General features: G+C 57.8%; 14 protein-coding genes and 1 tRNA gene. 3 read left to right on the forward strand and 12 right to left on the reverse strand.

The features are described from left to right. Positions 1-24: 24 nt before the first annotated feature. Positions 25-933 carry a radical SAM mobile pair protein B gene (locus GKG34_RS15170; RefSeq protein WP_154256800.1) on the forward strand — a complete coding sequence of 303 codons (909 nt, stop codon included), beginning with the start codon at positions 25-27 and terminating at the stop codon, positions 931-933. A 180-nt stretch (positions 934-1,113) separates the two neighbouring features. On the opposite strand, the gene GKG34_RS15175 is transcribed toward GKG34_RS15170, so the two are convergent. From GKG34_RS15175 to ruvC, 12 genes are all read right to left on the reverse strand, one after another. Next, positions 1,114-3,423: an ATP-dependent Clp protease ATP-binding subunit gene (locus tag GKG34_RS15175; protein ID WP_154256802.1), complete on the reverse strand. Its 2,310-nt coding sequence runs from the start codon at positions 3,421-3,423 to the stop codon at positions 1,114-1,116. 24 nt (positions 3,424-3,447) lie between these two features. Continuing rightward, on the reverse strand, positions 3,448-4,143 hold the full coding sequence (locus tag GKG34_RS15180; RefSeq protein ID WP_097774251.1) for a hypothetical protein: 696 nt from the start codon (positions 4,141-4,143) through the stop codon (positions 3,448-3,450). Between the two features lie 74 nt (positions 4,144-4,217). Continuing rightward, positions 4,218-5,450 carry a DUF5711 family protein gene (locus GKG34_RS15185; protein WP_154256804.1) on the reverse strand — a complete coding sequence of 411 codons (1,233 nt, stop codon included), beginning with the start codon at positions 5,448-5,450 and terminating at the stop codon, positions 4,218-4,220. A 12-nt stretch (positions 5,451-5,462) separates the two neighbouring features. Then, positions 5,463-6,209: a tRNA pseudouridine(38-40) synthase TruA gene (truA, locus tag GKG34_RS15190; protein ID WP_154256806.1), complete on the reverse strand. Its 747-nt coding sequence runs from the start codon at positions 6,207-6,209 to the stop codon at positions 5,463-5,465. 178 nt (positions 6,210-6,387) lie between these two features. Beyond that, positions 6,388-7,203, reverse strand: a complete 816-nt coding sequence (locus GKG34_RS15195; RefSeq protein WP_154256808.1) for an energy-coupling factor transporter transmembrane component T — start codon at positions 7,201-7,203, stop codon at positions 6,388-6,390. Then, complete coding sequence (locus tag GKG34_RS15200; protein ID WP_005943466.1) at positions 7,197-8,117, reverse strand: energy-coupling factor transporter ATPase; 921 nt, start codon at positions 8,115-8,117, stop codon at positions 7,197-7,199. Before GKG34_RS15200 ends, GKG34_RS15195 begins: the two co-directional genes overlap by 7 nt. Before the next feature lie 15 nt (positions 8,118-8,132). Beyond that, positions 8,133-8,972: an energy-coupling factor transporter ATPase gene (locus GKG34_RS15205; RefSeq protein ID WP_154256810.1), complete on the reverse strand. Its 840-nt coding sequence runs from the start codon at positions 8,970-8,972 to the stop codon at positions 8,133-8,135. 172 nt (positions 8,973-9,144) lie between these two features. Then, positions 9,145-10,020, reverse strand: coding sequence for a class I SAM-dependent methyltransferase (locus GKG34_RS15210; protein WP_097774246.1), 876 nt, complete (start codon positions 10,018-10,020; stop codon positions 9,145-9,147). A 29-nt stretch (positions 10,021-10,049) separates the two neighbouring features. Next, complete coding sequence (gene glmM / locus GKG34_RS15215; protein ID WP_005943471.1) at positions 10,050-11,405, reverse strand: phosphoglucosamine mutase; 1,356 nt, start codon at positions 11,403-11,405, stop codon at positions 10,050-10,052. 157 nt (positions 11,406-11,562) lie between these two features. Further along, positions 11,563-12,618 carry a Holliday junction branch migration DNA helicase RuvB gene (gene ruvB / locus GKG34_RS15220; protein ID WP_005943473.1) on the reverse strand — a complete coding sequence of 352 codons (1,056 nt, stop codon included), beginning with the start codon at positions 12,616-12,618 and terminating at the stop codon, positions 11,563-11,565. Positions 12,619-12,621: 3 nt separating this feature from the next. Next, positions 12,622-13,233 (reverse strand): Holliday junction branch migration protein RuvA, encoded by a 612-nt coding sequence (gene ruvA / locus GKG34_RS15225; RefSeq protein WP_005943475.1) that lies wholly within the window; start codon positions 13,231-13,233, stop codon positions 12,622-12,624. 107 nt (positions 13,234-13,340) lie between these two features. After that, on the reverse strand, positions 13,341-13,853 hold the full coding sequence (gene ruvC, locus GKG34_RS15230; protein WP_005943476.1) for a crossover junction endodeoxyribonuclease RuvC: 513 nt from the start codon (positions 13,851-13,853) through the stop codon (positions 13,341-13,343). A gap of 232 nt (positions 13,854-14,085) precedes the next feature. On the opposite strand from ruvC, the gene GKG34_RS15235 reads away from it, so the two are divergent. Together GKG34_RS15235 and GKG34_RS15240 are read left to right on the forward strand one after the other, a co-directional pair. Continuing rightward, positions 14,086-14,161: transfer RNA gene (locus GKG34_RS15235), tRNA-Val, on the forward strand. Positions 14,162-14,603: 442 nt separating this feature from the next. After that, positions 14,604-15,221, forward strand: a complete 618-nt coding sequence (locus GKG34_RS15240; RefSeq protein ID WP_005930833.1) for a Type 1 glutamine amidotransferase-like domain-containing protein — start codon at positions 14,604-14,606, stop codon at positions 15,219-15,221. The last annotated feature ends 123 nt before the right edge of the window (positions 15,222-15,344 follow it).

Here is a 15,344-nt window from a genome sequence, read left to right on the forward strand (position 1 = left end):
TAAAGTGTTAGAGGTACAGAAATCATGGAAGAAGTAATAAATGGAATCCTCATTCGTGAGGTGGAAACAAAGAACATTATGACGAAGTCTAGTCTGCCGGTAGGCGGTTACTCGGTCAATCCCTATGTGGGCTGTACACATGCCTGCAAGTATTGCTACGCTTCTTTTATGAAGCGATTTACCGGGCACACGGAAGAATGGGGCACATTCCTTGATGTGAAGCATTGGCCGGAAATTAAAAATCCGAAGAAATATGCCGGACAGCGGGTGGTCATCGGTTCTGTGACAGATGGCTACAATCCACAGGAGGAGCAATTCGGGAATACCAGAAAACTTCTGGAGCAGCTGATCGGCAGTGACGCAGATATTCTGATCTGCACAAAGTCGGATCTTGTGGTACGGGATATTGATCTGCTGAAGAAGCTTGGACGTGTAACCGTTTCATGGTCGATCAACACACTAGATGAAAATTTCAAGAACGATATGGACTCTGCTTCGAGCATTGAGCGCCGTATCTCTGCTATGAAGCAGGTATATGAAGCAGGTATCCGTACGGTCTGTTTCGTATCCCCGGTATTCCCCGGTATCACGGATTTTGAAGCAATCTTTGAGCGGGTAAAGGATCAGTGCGATCTGTTCTGGCTCGAAAATCTCAATCTTCGAGGCGGTTTCAAAAAGACAATTATGGATTATATTACCGGAAAATATCCTGATCTTGTACCACTTTACGACGAGATCTATAACAAGCATAACCGCAGCTACTTTGAAGCACTTGAAGTAAAAGCTGCGGAAATGGCTAAGAAGTATGATTGTGCCTTTGTGGATAATGAAATGCCTTATGGCAGAGTCCCGCAGGGGCATCCGGTGATCGTAGATTATTTCTATCATGAGGAAATCCGTGGGACAGAGAATACCGGAAAAAGAAATCGCTAACTTCGCGTTTGCGCAGCGAAGCGGAGCAATGAAAGCCCCAGTGGGGCTTTTAAGCGACAGAACGGTCTTGCGGCAGCAAGATGGAGGGGCCTCGCCCCGACAAGTTCCAGTTTGCCGTACAGCACTGAACAGCAGAAAAGCCCCTGCATTCCAAAACGGATGCAGGGGCTTTCTCTTTGTTTACTTCAAGATGATCTCGCCGTTTTCACCAGCATCCACCACAAGGGTGCCGCCGGAAGCAAGGCTGCCGTCGATCAGGCGCTCTGCGGCGGGGTCTTCCACGGCTTTGCGAATGACGCGGCGCAAATCGCGCGCACCAAACTTGCCGCCCTGACTCTTTTGCACCAGAGCCTTGAGGGCTGCCGGGGTATAGCTGTATGCGATGCCCTTGGCCTCCATGCCGGGCTTGTACTCGTCCAGCATCAGGGCCGCGATGCCCTCCAGCGTCTGCTGGCTCAGCGGCTTGAAGGCGATCACTTCATCCACGCGGCCAAGGAACTCCGGGCGCAGGAACTGGGCCAGTGCTTTGCGGGTCTTTTCCTCGCTGAGCTGTTCCTCGCTCTTATTGAAGCCAAGCCCACCGGTGCTCTGGTCGCTGCTGCCGGCGTTGGAGGTCATGCAGATGACCGTGTTGGAAAAATCCACCGTGCGGCCCTGCGCATCGTTGATCTTGCCCTCGTCCAGAATCTGCAGCAGAATGTTCATCACGTCCGGGTGCGCCTTTTCGATCTCATCGAACAGCACCACGCTGTAGGGGCGGCGGCGTACCTTCTCGGTGAGCTGACCGGCCTCCTCGTAGCCCACATAGCCCGGAGGCGAACCGATCATGCGGGACACCGCGTATTTTTCCATATACTCGCTCATGTCCAGACGGATGAGCGGGTCCGGGCCGTCGAACAGCTGATTTGCCAGCTGCTTGACCAGCTCGGTCTTGCCCACGCCGGTGGGGCCCACAAAGATAAAGCTTGCGGGACGGCGGCGGCCGGAAAGGTCGGCGCGGCTGCGCTTGATGGCCTGCGCTACCAGATGCACGGCCTCGTCCTGCCCGATGATCTTCTTTTTCAGCTCGCCCTCAAGGTTTGCCAGCTTTGCGAACTCGGTCTCCCGAATTTTGACCGCCGGAATGCCGGTCCACAGCTCGATGACCTTGGCCACATCGTCCATGGTCACCTGGATCTCGCTGGCAGCAGCCTGCTTTGCGGGCAGGTCGGCTTCGAGCTTTGCAATGCGGGTCTTGCGCTCGGCCACGCGCTCGTAGTCGATGGGCTCGTTCACATCCGCATTCTCCATCTCGGCTTCTTCCTGCTTGAGGGCATCCAGCTCCTTCTGCATCCCAAGATACTCGGAAATGACCGGGTGGGCCAGATTGCAGCAGGCGCAGGCTTCGTCCAGCAGGTCGATGGCCTTATCGGGCAGGAAGCGGTCGGTGATATAGCGCTCACTCAGGGTGACAGTGGCGGAAAGCACATCGGCAGGCACCTGCACATGATGGTGCTGCTCGTAGTAGTGCTTGATGCCGTTCATCACAGCAAGGGTATCGGCCACGCTGGGTTCTTCCACCCGCACGGGCTGGAAACGGCGTTCCAGCGCCTGATCCTTCTCGATATACTTGCGGTACTCGTTGAAGGTGGTGGCACCGATGACCTGAATTTCACCACGGGAGAGGGCGGGCTTCAGGATATTGCCCGCGTTCATGGCACCCTCGCTCTCACCGGCAGAGGTGATGGTGTGGATCTCGTCGATGAACAGGATCACGTTGCCTGCGGCCTTCACCTCGCTCAGCAGGCCCTTGACCCGCTGCTCGAACTGGCCGCGGAACTGGGTGCCTGCCACAAGGCTGGTGAGGTCCAGCAGATAAATCTCTTTATCCTTCAGGCCGATGGGCACATCCCCCTTGGCAATGCGCTCCGCAATGCCCTCGGCAATGGCGGTCTTGCCCACACCGGCTTCGCCGATGAGGCAGGGGTTGTTCTTCTGGCGGCGGCTCAAAATCTGGATGGTGCGGTAAATTTCGCGGTCGCGGCCAATGATATCGTCCAGTTTGCCTTCCCGGGCCTTGCGGGTCAGATTCTCGCAATAGGTATCCAAAAATTTGCGCTTAGGCGGCTTTTTGCCGTTTTTGCGGTCGGCCTTTTTGTCGCCATCCTTCTTCTCGCTGCTGGTAAAGCCCAGCGGGAAGGTGGCATTGCTGCCGGGGATCAGATCTTCGTCCATGCTGTCCGGGTCAGCATCCTCGCCGCCGTTCGCCATGTTCATCATCATGGAGAGCGGGTTTGCATCGCCCATCTCCTCCATCATGCTTTCCATGCGGTTCTCCATGTTATCAAGATCCTGATCCGACATGCCGAACTGCTTCATCAGATCGTCCACCGGCTTGATGTGCAGCTCACGGGCGCAGTGCAGGCAGTAGCCCTCCTGCTTCATCTGACCATTGTCCATCCGCTGGATGAAGATGATCGCCGGACGTTTCTGGCATCGAATACAGACCATAGTTCCTCCTTTATGCAAAACCCTTTACAGGAAAGGGTTGAAGAGATTGAAGATTTTGTAGTAAAGACTGCTGCTCATCACCGTATCGTTGAGCACATTCAGGTTGCCGCCTGTGATGACGATGATACCCCACAGGATGCACAGCACCAAATAGATATCCAGCAGCGCCGTGGCACCGCCCACAAGCCAGCCAAGGCCGCGGTTTACCGTGCCAATGACCGGCAGCTTGTTCACAAGGCCCAGCACCGTGACCAGCATACTGACCAGCAGGCGCAAAAGCGCGTAGAACAAGAAGAACAGCACCAGCGTGATCACCGGTGTGAGCAGCGGCTGCAGCACGTTTTCCACAATGGAATCGGCCAGCACCACCGCGTTATCGGCCAGCACAGCGCCAATGGAGCGCTCGCAGGCTGCCACGATGGAAGCGCGGAAAGAAGCAGGCAGGAAGCCCGCATACTTTTCCGCAATGCCGGAAAGGTCTACCGCACCGCCCGCAGCAATGTTTGCTGCGATCTGGGTGCGAAAGCCGCCTGCCAGCATGTGTTCGAACACCCAGCCGGCGCAGGCAGCGGAAAGCTCCTTGGCCCCCAGCAGACTGAACAGGTTGCCCACCAGCTGCACAATGGACGAAAGAAAGCCCTTGCGCGCATAGCGCACCACCAGAATGATCCATGCTGCCGTGCATATGATATCAAAAAGAAATGACGGATTCTTGAACATACCTTGTTTTCCCTGTTATTTTTATCACTTTCCCCGCAAGAGTGCTATTTACGCATGATCTTCTCACCCAAAAATCACTGTCCGCTGGAAGCTGTCTGCTCCGGCGGTGTGACCACCTGCACCGTGTTGCCGGTGAACACCATGATCTGCCTACCCTCGATCAGCGCCCGGGGCCGGGCCGAAAGCGGCTGGCTCCACTGGAACTCGCCCACACTGTTGAAGCGCTCCACCGTGCTGTCGGTGAGCAGGTAGAAGCCGTCGTTCTTTGCCCGGATGATCTGGCTGGCCGAGAGCACGCTGCCGCTGTAACCCACAGTCAGTTCCCCGTCCAGCAGCACCGCCGTGCTGGTCTGGCCATTGCTCAGCAGCAGGGCCGCACCGTTACCGGTGTTGGACACGCTGACGAGGGTGCCGCCGCCAAAATCGTAGCTGGCGCGTTCGCCTGCGCTGCCGCCGCTCGTGTTGTACAACACGGCGCGGTTCTCATAAAGCACCAGCAAAAAGCCGTTGGACATCCAGCCCATCCACTGGGGCACACTGTTCTCGGAGCCAAGGCATACCGGGTCGCCCTGCGAGAGGGGCAGTACATAAAGGTTCGTGGTCAGCTGGCCGCCCACCGCCGATACAGCGGCCACGGCAAGGCGGCGGCTGTCCGGCGCAAAGGCCATGCGCAGCGGGGTGCCCTGCTCACTGGTCAGGTTCCACACCAGCTGCTGCTGCATACTGGAATTGTAAACGGTCAGCTTTGCCACGCTGTCGGTGCTGTCGGTCACAACAGCCACCTGTCCGGCATCTGCCACGGCGCACAGCGAGATGGTGCTGTCCATGGTTTTGGTATAAAGATTCTGGGTGCGGCTTTCCACCCGAAGCTCATTGCCGGAGCGGTTGTACAGCACAAAGCGGGTCTTGCCTGCAGCAATGGCCGGGCGGGCATAGCCGCTCTGGATGCTGTTCAGGCGGGTGCCGCCAAGACTGTATACCACGCAACTGTCGCCGCCCATCTCCACAAAGCTGCCGGACATCTGCGCCACCGCATCCGGGTCGGTGATGCCGGTCTGCTGCGGCCAGCCTGCGGCTGGTGCCAGCGCGATGACGGCAGTATCCACAAGGTCTTTTGCGCGCGCAATGGAAGACCCCACTGCGCCGGTGGCAAACAGGACAAGGATGGTCAGCACCGCTACGATGACGACGGTGCGGCGGATGCGCCGTGTGCGCACCCGGGCCCGGGCGGCTTCCAGATATTCGACGCGTCCGGCAGAAAGCGTCTCCCCTTCGGCGGAATGTCCGCCGCGGCGAATTTTGCTCATGAATGGTTCTCCTTACAGATCATACTCCACACACTTCAAAAACAGGCCCTTGGCGGGCAGGGTCGGCCCGGCGCGGCTGCGGTCACGGCTTTCCAGAATGGCGGGAATTTCCGCCGGGTCCAGCCGGCCTGCGCCCGCTTCGCACAAAGTGCCCGCCAGAATGCGCACCATGTTGTACAGGTAGCCGTCGGCGGTCACTTCAATGTCGATCTCGTCCCCCTTGCGGGTAACATGACAGTCCGTGATGGTGCGCACGGTATCGCCATGGGCTGCAGCGGAAGAGCCCGCCGCGCACAGGGCCAGAAAATCGTGCCTGCCCACAAACTGCTGTGCCGCCGCCTGCATTCTGGCTTCGTCCAGATGCCGGGGCACCCGGGTGTAATAAGCCGCGTCAAAAGGCGAATCGATGGGGTGGTTGTGGATGCGGTAGAGGTAGGTTTTGGTATGGGCCGCGTACCGGGCGTGGAAATCCTCCGGCACCACCTGCGCGTCCAGCACCCGGATGTCCGGCGGCAGATGCTGGTTGAGCGCCAGCGGGAGCTTTGCCGCCGGGATGCGGGTATCGGCGTGGAAGTTGAGCTTGAAGCCCAGCGCGTGCACCCCTGCATCGGTGCGGCTGCAGCCCTTGATATCGGGGCGGCTGCCCAGCACGGCCTGCAGCGCGTCCTGAAAGGTTTGGGCCACACTGCGGCCATTGGGCTGCACCTGAAAGCCGCAGTAGTTCGTGCCGTCGTAGGCAAGGGTAAGTAAAAAGTTCATAGTCTAAAACCCTCTCAGGCAATGCCTTCCGGCATTGCCAGCTCCCCCAAAGGGGGAGCTTTTGTTCTGCGGACGATAAAGTTTGTTCTTTTTAACAGAAGTACATTTTCCCCTTTATAGCGCATAAAGCTCCCCCCTTCGGGGGAGCTGGCGCGTAAGCGCCTGAGAGGGTCCCTCTTTAAAAATTCGGGAACACCAGCCGGGAAGCAAGGATCACTGCAAAGCAGGCGATGCACACGGCAAGGTCGATATAATCCTGCTTTTCGCAGCGCAGCACCTTCAGGCGGGTGCGGCCGTCGCCGCCCCGGTAGCAGCGGCATTCCATGGCCATGGCCAGCTCGTCCGCGCGGCGGAAGGCCGAAATGAACAGCGGGATGAGCACCGGCACCAAGGCTTTTACCCGGTCGGTCATCTTGCCGGTATCCAGCTGGGCACCGCGGGCTTTCTGGGCGTTCATAATTTTATCCGTCTCCTCAATGAGGGTGGGGATGAAGCGCAGGGCAATGCTCATCATCATCGCCAGCTCGTGCACCGGGAAGTGCAGTTTGCCCAAGGGCTTGAGCAGCTGCTCGATGGCATCCGTGAGCACGATGGGGCTGGTGGTGTAGGTGAGCAGGCTGGTGCCCGCGATGAGCGCCATGACGCGCACTGCCATCAGCACAGCATAGCGCACACCCTCGGCATAAATGGTCAAAAACCAGATGTGCACCAGCGGTTCGCCCTCGCCTGACACAAAGAACAGGTTCAGCACTGCTGTGAAGATCACGATGGGCAGGATGGGCTTTAAGCTCTTGAGGATCATTTTGCCGGGAATTTTTGCCACCTTGTACATTGCTGCAAGGAACAGAATGGAAAGGGCAAGGCCCAGCGGATTGGAAGCTGCAAACAGCAGCACGATATAGGCGATGGTCAGCACCAGTTTCAGGCGCGGGTCGAACCGGTGCACCAGACTGTTGCCCGGGAAGTGCTGGCCAATGGTGATATCTCTCAGCATCCGGCAGCGCCTCCTTCCTTCTTTGCTTCCCGCGGGAGCACAAGGCTCTCGCCTGCCTCCCGGCGGCGCTTGGCCTCCAGGATCATCTTGACCGCATAGGGGATGGTGTACACATCAGCGGGCACATCCACACCCATCTCCCGCAGCTTGAGGAAGATCTTCGTCACCTGCGGCACGGAAAGCCCCAGCTCCAGCAGCTCCGGAGCGCGGGCAAAGACTTTTTCCACCGTGTCGTACATGGCAATTTTCTTGTTGCTCATCACCAGAACGCGGTTGGCGTACTTGGCAATGTCCTCCATGCTATGAGACACCAGCAGCACGGTGGTGCCGGTCTTTTTGTGGTATTCCTTTACTTCGCTGAGGATGTCGTCCCGTCCCTCCGGGTCAAGGCCCGCAGCAGGCTCGTCCAGCACCAGAATGCGGGGCTTCATGGCCATAACGCCCGCCACGGCCACCCGGCGCTTCTGGCCGCCGGAAAGCTCAAAGGGACTGCGCTCCAGCAGGGCCGGGTCAAGGCCGACGAAATCGGCGGCTTCATGCACGCGGCGGTCGATCTCGGCTTCGTCCAAACCCATGTTCTTGGGGCCGAACGCGATATCTTTATAACAGGTCTCCTCGAACAGCTGGTACTCCGGGTACTGGAATACCAGACCGGTGAGGAAGCGGAAGTCTCGGATCTTCTCCGGATCTTCCCACAGGTCGCGGCCATCGATATAAATTTTGCCGCTGGTAGGCTTGTTCAGGCCGTTCATGTGGGTGATGAGGGTGCTCTTGCCGGAGCCGGTGGCCCCGATGATGCCCACAAAGTCGCCCTCTTCCACCGTAAAGCTCACATCGTCCAGCGCAGTGACCGCATTGGGCATGCCGGGGTTGTAGACGTAGCTCAGATGTTCTACTTTGATGATATCTGCCATTTGCGTCTGCCCCCCTTACTGCAAAAGCTCGTACAGAGCCTGTGCGCATTCGCCGGTGTCGATGATGCCCTCCGGCATCGGGATGCCGGCCTTCACCAGCTCGTCCCGCAGCTCTGCAGCCTGCGGCACATCCAGATGCAGGGAGCGCACCTTCTCGGTCTGGCTGAACACCTCTTTGGGGGTGCCCTCCATCACCACATGGCCCTTGCTCATCACCAGCACACGGTCTGCCTGCGCAGCTTCCTCCATGTAGTGGGTGATGGACACCACGGTGATGCCCATATTCCTGTTCAGGTAGTGGATGGTCTGCATCACCTGCTCACGGCCCCGGGGGTCCAGCATGGCGGTGGCTTCGTCCAAAATCAGGCAGTCCGGCCGCATGGCAACAACGCCTGCAATGGCAACGCGCTGCTTCTGGCCGCCGGAAAGGTTGTGGGGTGCGCGCTCGCGGTACTCATAGATGCCGGCCATCTTCATGGAGTCGTCCACGCGGCGGCGCATCTCCTCCGGCGGCACACCGAGGTTTTCCAGTGCAAAGGCAACGTCTTCCTCCACCACGGTGGCAACGATCTGATTGTCCGGGTTCTGGAACACCATGCCCACGGTCTGGCGGATATCATAGAGCTTGTCGTCGTCTGCGGTGTCCATGTCCTCCACGTAGACCTTGCCGCTCTCCGGCAGCAGGATAGCGTTGAAGTGCTTTGCCAGCGTGGACTTGCCGCAGCCGTTGGCACCCAGCACGGCCACGAATTCGCCGCGCTTTACTTCCGTTGAGACACCGTCCAGTGCGTAAACCGGCTGGTCGCTGTCGTAGCGGAATTTCAGATTTTGTGCTGTTAAAATCGTCTCTTCCATTTGTGTTTCTCTTTCTGGTGGTGCGCCCCTCTGAAAGGGGCTGTACCCCATTCTTAAGTCTTCCTGTGAAAATGTGTTTGGAGCGGCCCGCAGGCCGCGACAAACACGAAACTAAAAGATTATTTTCTTCTGAACATGGCCAAAGCGCACGCGGCGGCCATTTAAAATCGCTTTACTCTTCCCAGATGGCGGTTGCGCCGCAGGGCACCACGCCGCCGGTGGCAGAGACCGGCAGGCCGATCTCGTCGCAGCTGGTCTCGCCGCCAAAGCGGGGCACCAGCGTGGTCTTGAGCATATATTCCATGACCGCCGGGGACAGGCCGGTGGTGTAGCTGTTCACTGCAAAAAACAGCGGCGTATCGCTCAGCACCTCTTCGCACTGGCTGATGAGGTCGTAGATGCAGTCCTCCAGCTTCCAGATCTCACCGCCGGGGCCGCGCCCGTAGCTGGGCGGATCCATGATGATGCCGTCGTAGGTGTTGCCGCGGCGCTTTTCGCGGGCAACGAACTTGGCACAGTCGTCCACCAGCCAGCGGATGGGCCGGTCGGCAAGGCCGCTTGCCGCAGCATTGTCCTTGCCCCACGCCACGATGCCCTTGGAGGCATCCACATGGCAGACGGTGGCACCTGCCGCCGCACAGGCCAGCGTGGCACCGCCGGTGTAGCCGAACAGGTTCAGCACCTTTACCGGGCGGCCTGCGGCACGGATTTTTTTGGCGTACCATGCCCAGTTGACAGCCTGCTCCGGGAACACGCCGGTGTGCTTGAAGCCGGTGGGGCTGACGATGAGGGTGAGCTTATCCTCGCCCTCGCCGCAGCTGATCTTCCACTTTTCGGGCAGACGGCGCTTGTACTCCCACTCGCCGCCGCCCTGATTGGAGCGGTGATAAACAGCATCTGCCTTTGCCCACAGCGGGCTCTGCTTGGGCGTTTTCCACACCACCTGCGGGTCCGGGCGGATGAGGATGGTCTCACCCCAGCGCTCCAGACGGTTGCCGTCGGTGGCATCCAGCAGTTCATAGTCTTTCCAGGTATCTGCAGGGCGCATAGCGTCCTCCCTTCTCTTTTATCCGTTTCTTACTGGCCCAGAATGCGCTTGTTGATCTTATCCACGATGCGGTCGGCGCAGCGGTGGATGGCGTCCAGATCCTGGCCCTCCACCATCACGCGGATCTTCGGCTCGGTGCCGGACACCCGCACCAGCACGCGGCCCATGCCCATGAGCTTCTGCTGCTCGTTCTCAATGAAACCGGCCAGCACCTCGTCCTCTTTGTATGCCTGCTTCTGGGCGGCGTTGGCGGTCACATTCACCAGCACCTGCGGATACTGGGCGTAGATGCCGTTCAGCTCGCTCATCTTCTTGCCGCTCTCAGCCAGCAGCTTGAGCAGCTTGCCGGCGGTCAGCTCACCGTCGCCGGTGGTGGCATGGTGCAGCAGGATCACATGGCCGCTCTGCTCGCCGCCGATGGCAAAGCCGTTCTCGCGCATGTTTTCCAGCACGTAGCGGTCGCCCACGGCGGTCTTTTCGGTGTTGATGCCCTGACTCTCCATATATTTGATGAAGCCCAGATTGGACATGACCGTAACCACGGCGGTGTCGCCGTCCAGACGGCCTTTTTTCTTCATGGTCATGGCCAGCAGGGCAATGATCTTGTCGCCGTCCATCTCGTGACCCTTTTCGTCGCAGCCAAGGCAGCGGTCGGCATCACCGTCAAAGGCAATGCCACAGTCGAAGCCGCCCTCTACAACAGCCTTTTCCAAATTGTCGAGGTGGGTGCTGCCCACGCCCTTGTTGATGTTCTGGCCGTCAGGCTCAATGCCGATAAAGGTGCACTTTGCGCCCAGACGGGGGAACAGCTTCTGTGCCACTGCTGCGGATGCGCCGTTTGCACAGTCGATGCAGACGTTCAGGCCGGTCAGGTCGCCGTGGATGGACTCGTACAGGTGATCCACATAGTCCTGCAGGCCGTCATCGCGGCGGTACACACGGCCCACCTCGGCACCGGTCTTCAGCTCAATGCCCGCGCAGTCGTTGTCAATGTAGACCTCGATCTCGTTCTCCACCTCGTCCGGCAGCTTATAGCCGGTACCGGCAAAGATCTTGATGCCGTTGAACTCCATCGGATTGTGGGAGGCAGAGATCACGATGCCGGCATCGGCATTGTACTTGCCCACCAGATAGGCCACAGCGGGCGTTGGCAGAACGCCCAGACTTTCCACATCCGCACCCACGCTGCACAGACCGGCGGTCAGGGCTGCTTCCAGCATATCGCCGGACTGGCGGGTGTCCTTGCCGATCAGGATGCGCGGACGGTGGCCGGTGCTGCCGGTCAGCACCGCAGCAGCGCCGCGGCCGATCTTCATTGCCAGCTCACAGGTCAGGTCTGCGCCTGCAACACCGCGCACGCCATCGGTTCCAAAGTATTTTCCCATAATAAAACCCCACTTTCTATAGAAAGAAGAACCCTCTCAGTCAATGCCTTGCGGCATTGCCAGCTCCCCCAAAAGGGGGAGCTTTTTGGCATCTTTTGGTTTTTCGCTCATGAAGCTCTCCCTTCGGGAGAGCTGGACGCGAAGCGGCCTGAGAGGGTCAGAACAAACTCTGCTGCCCGTTGTCCTCGGGCGCAGCGGCCTCCGGCGCTTTCAGGCCCAGATGTTCGTAGGCCAGCCGCGTTGCGCAGCGGCCCCGGGGTGTCCGGGTCAGAAAGCCCATCTGCATCAGATACGGCTCACACAGGTCTTCCAGCGTGACGGATTCCTCGCCGAGGGCCGCCGCCAGCGTTTCCAGACCCACCGGGCCGCCGTTGTACATTTCAATGATCGCACGCAGCATACTGCGGTCCAGTTCGTCCAGACCCAGTGCGTCCACGTCCATCCGCTTGAGGCCCATCAGGGCCACATCCCGGTCAATGATGCCGTCGCCCAGCACGGTGGCAAAGTCGCGGATGCGCTTCAAAAAGCGGTTTGCCACGCGGGGCGTGCCGCGGCTGCGCTTGGCCAGCTCGTAAGCGCCTTCCGGCGTGATGGGCTGGTCGAGGATGCCTGCCGAGCGCTGGATGATCTTGCTCAGTTCATCCGGGCTGTACAGCTCCAGCTTGAGCAGCACGCCAAAGCGGTCGCGCAGAGGGCCGGTGATCTGGCCTGCACGGGTGGTGGCACCCACCAGCGTGAACCGCGGCAGGTTGATGCGGATGCTCTGGGCGCTGGGGCCTTTGCCGATCATGATATCCAGCGCATAGTCTTCCAGTGCCGGATACAGCACCTCTTCCACCTGACGGGACAAGCGGTGGATCTCGTCGATGAACAGTACATCGCCCTCCTGCAGATTGGTGAGCAGGGCGGCAAGGTCGCCGGGCTTTTCAATGGCCGGGCCGCTGGTAATACGGATCTGTACGCCCATTTCGTTGGCAATGATGCCTGCCAGTGTGGTCTTGCCAAGGCCCGGCGGGCCGTAGAGCAGGATGTGGTCCATCGGTTCGCCGCGCCGCTTGGCAGCTTCCAGATAGATTTTCAGGTTCTGCTTGACCTTTTCCTGCCCGATATAGTCTTCCAGATGCTGCGGGCGGAGGTTGTTTTCCTCGCTGTCCGCCGCCGTCATGCCGGGCTGCATCATTTTTGCGCCGTACAGCGCAGTTTCGTCCTGCATTCTTTACCTCCTGCCTGCCATGCTGCGCAAGGCCAGTTTGATGATCTCTTCCACGGGCAATGCCGCGTCGATCTTGGAAACGGCAAGCGCTGCTTCGCTCTGGCTGTACCCCAGCGACACCAGCGCCGCTATGGCCTGACTGCTGCCCTGAGAAGCCTGTGTGTCGGCGGAAGCGCCTGCCACATCCTCCAGCGAGATGCCGTCCACAAAGCCCTTGGCGACCTTGTCCTTCAGCTCCAGCACGATGCGCTGTGCAAGCTTCGGCCCCACGCCGGAAGCCGCCTTGAACGCCTTGTGGTCCCCCGCCGAGATTGCCAGTGCCACGCGGTCCGGCTCCATCACACTCAGGATGGCAAGACCCACCTTAGGCCCCACGCCGGACACGGCGGTCAGCATCTCAAAGCAGGCCTGCTGCTCCTCGGTGGCAAAGCCGTAAAGGCTCACGTCGTTCTCGGTGACGCTCATCACGGTATAAATGGTGGCTTCCTTGCCCACGCCGGGCAAGGCCCCGGCCACGCTGGCCGGGCACTGGGCATAGTAGCCTACACCGCCGCAGCTGAGCACCACCGCGTTCATGCTTTTTTTGACGATTTTTCCTGTCAGACAGTAGATCATTTAAAGCCCTCTCAGTTTCTGTGTCGGCCAATTTTCCTCTGTTCAGTTCGCCCTTCGGGAGAGCTCCGGTGCCGCGCCGCTGCAGGCGGACGGAACCGGTGAGAGGGTCAGATCGGCCCGGCCACACGGCGGACAAAGCGGTTGAGCTGGTTGCCGTTGGTGTGGCAGAAGGTGATGGCCATAGCCAGTGCATCGGCGGTATCGTCCGGCTTTGGCACGGCGGGCAGATGCAGCAGCACGCGGGTCATCTCCTGCACCTGCTTTTTCACGGCCTTGCCGTAACCGGTAACAGCCTGCTTTACCTGCATGGGGGTGTACTCGTAGATGGGCAGGCCTGCCTGCGCTGCCGCCAGCAGGATCACGCCGCGGGCTTCTGCCACGCCGATGACCGTGGTCTGATTGTGCTGGTAGAACAGCTTTTCGATGGCAAGCACCTCGGGCCGGGTGCGCTCGATCACCTCTTTGATGCCTGCATACACCTCGTCCAGACGGCGCTCGAACGGCACGCCCGCGTCGGTGCACACCGCACCGAAGTCCACCGGCGCAAACCGGTTGCCTGCGTAATCCACCACGCCCCAGCCCACGATAGCGTAGCCGGGGTCGATGCCCAAAACTCTCATGCTGCAAATACCTTCCGATACTATTCCTATTATAACTTTATTATTATATCACAACAAAACAGTGTGAGCAACAGAAAACCTTTCGCCTGCCGCCGCCAAATGTGCGCTGGCGCGTAAAAAGGGCAGTCAGCGCCCCTGCCTTTAAAAAAGTTTTACAATTTTTGAAAAAGCACTTGCTTTTTGGCAGAAGGTATGGTAATATAATCAAGCTGATTTCGGCAAAACAGAATATGGACGGTTAGCTCAGCTGGTAGAGCATCTGCTTGACGTGCAGGAGGTCACAGGTTCGAGTCCTGTACCGTCCACCATACAGTTCGTACTCGAACCCGATTCTTTATGAAAAAGGGTTTGGGTACGTTTTTTGTTTATCGGATGTTCTGCGGAAGGACTACTCGGAACGGTAAACGAGCAAAGGCAGGGTATCACTATGATAGTGGTATCCTGCCTTTTGCTTTGCGGAATCAAGTTCGCTTTGTGCGAACTTGGTCGTCCCCCTATATGGCGCGTTTGGGAGTAGTCGCTGCGTACGTGCGTACCGGGAGCCTGTACACCTCTGACAAGGTGTAACACACTAGACTTTGTGCCAAAGTCTGTGTGCCAAGGGGTCAAGCCCCTTAGAATCCCTGCGGAGCGTGTACGCACGTACGCAGAAAAATGGCAAAATTTCACTATATCGGAGTGTTCTTTCATGGTGGAGTGTGGTATACTCGGCTTAGCCCAGTAAATCGGAATTTGACGAGGTAAAAGAATATGAATGGAAAACATCTATTTCTTACATCTGCAGGGTTGACCGATAAGATGAAAGAGAAATTCTTTGATATTATTGGAAAGTGTCCGAAGGATGTGAAAGTGCTTTATATTCCAACAGCTGGCATTGAAACAGATGGTGCAAGAGAGTCGCTTGCAATATGTTTTCATGAACTCTTTCTAATGGGAATTCAGTACGAAAATATATTAGTGTACAATCTGGAATTAATTCTTTCAAAAGACTATCAAAGAACCTATTCTTCGTATGTTACAACCCCGTTTATGCTTACAAGGCTATTAACTTTTGAAGAATTAAACCAATTTGATGCTGTTTTTGTCAGTGGTGGTGATGTATCTGTGCTTTGTCGTGAAATGTCTAGAACTGGTTTTGATAGAATACTTAATAATGCAATTAAAAACGGACTTATATATGTCGGAATCAGTGCAGGAAGTATGTATGCGGCGGGAAATTTAACAGATGGATTACATATTATTGACAATCCTATTATCCCCCATTGGAATGGTTCTGAAACAACAGTATTACCGAACGGCAAAGATGAGATTAAGCTTGCTGATGGAAAAGCTGTTTATGTAGAGGATAATTACATGAGTGTAATATGATGCACATGTAGGATTAGTCAAATTCCAGTTTGCTGTACTCGTTCCTAGCAGGGTTTGGGGCAGGCACGCCCCAACAAGAAGCTGTCCCAAAGGGGCAAGAATTTTCAAGAATTGAAAATTTGT

The sequence above is a fragment of the Faecalibacterium sp. BIOML-A4 genome, assembly GCF_009679665.1.
GTDB lineage: Bacteria > Bacillota > Clostridia > Oscillospirales > Ruminococcaceae > Faecalibacterium > Faecalibacterium taiwanense.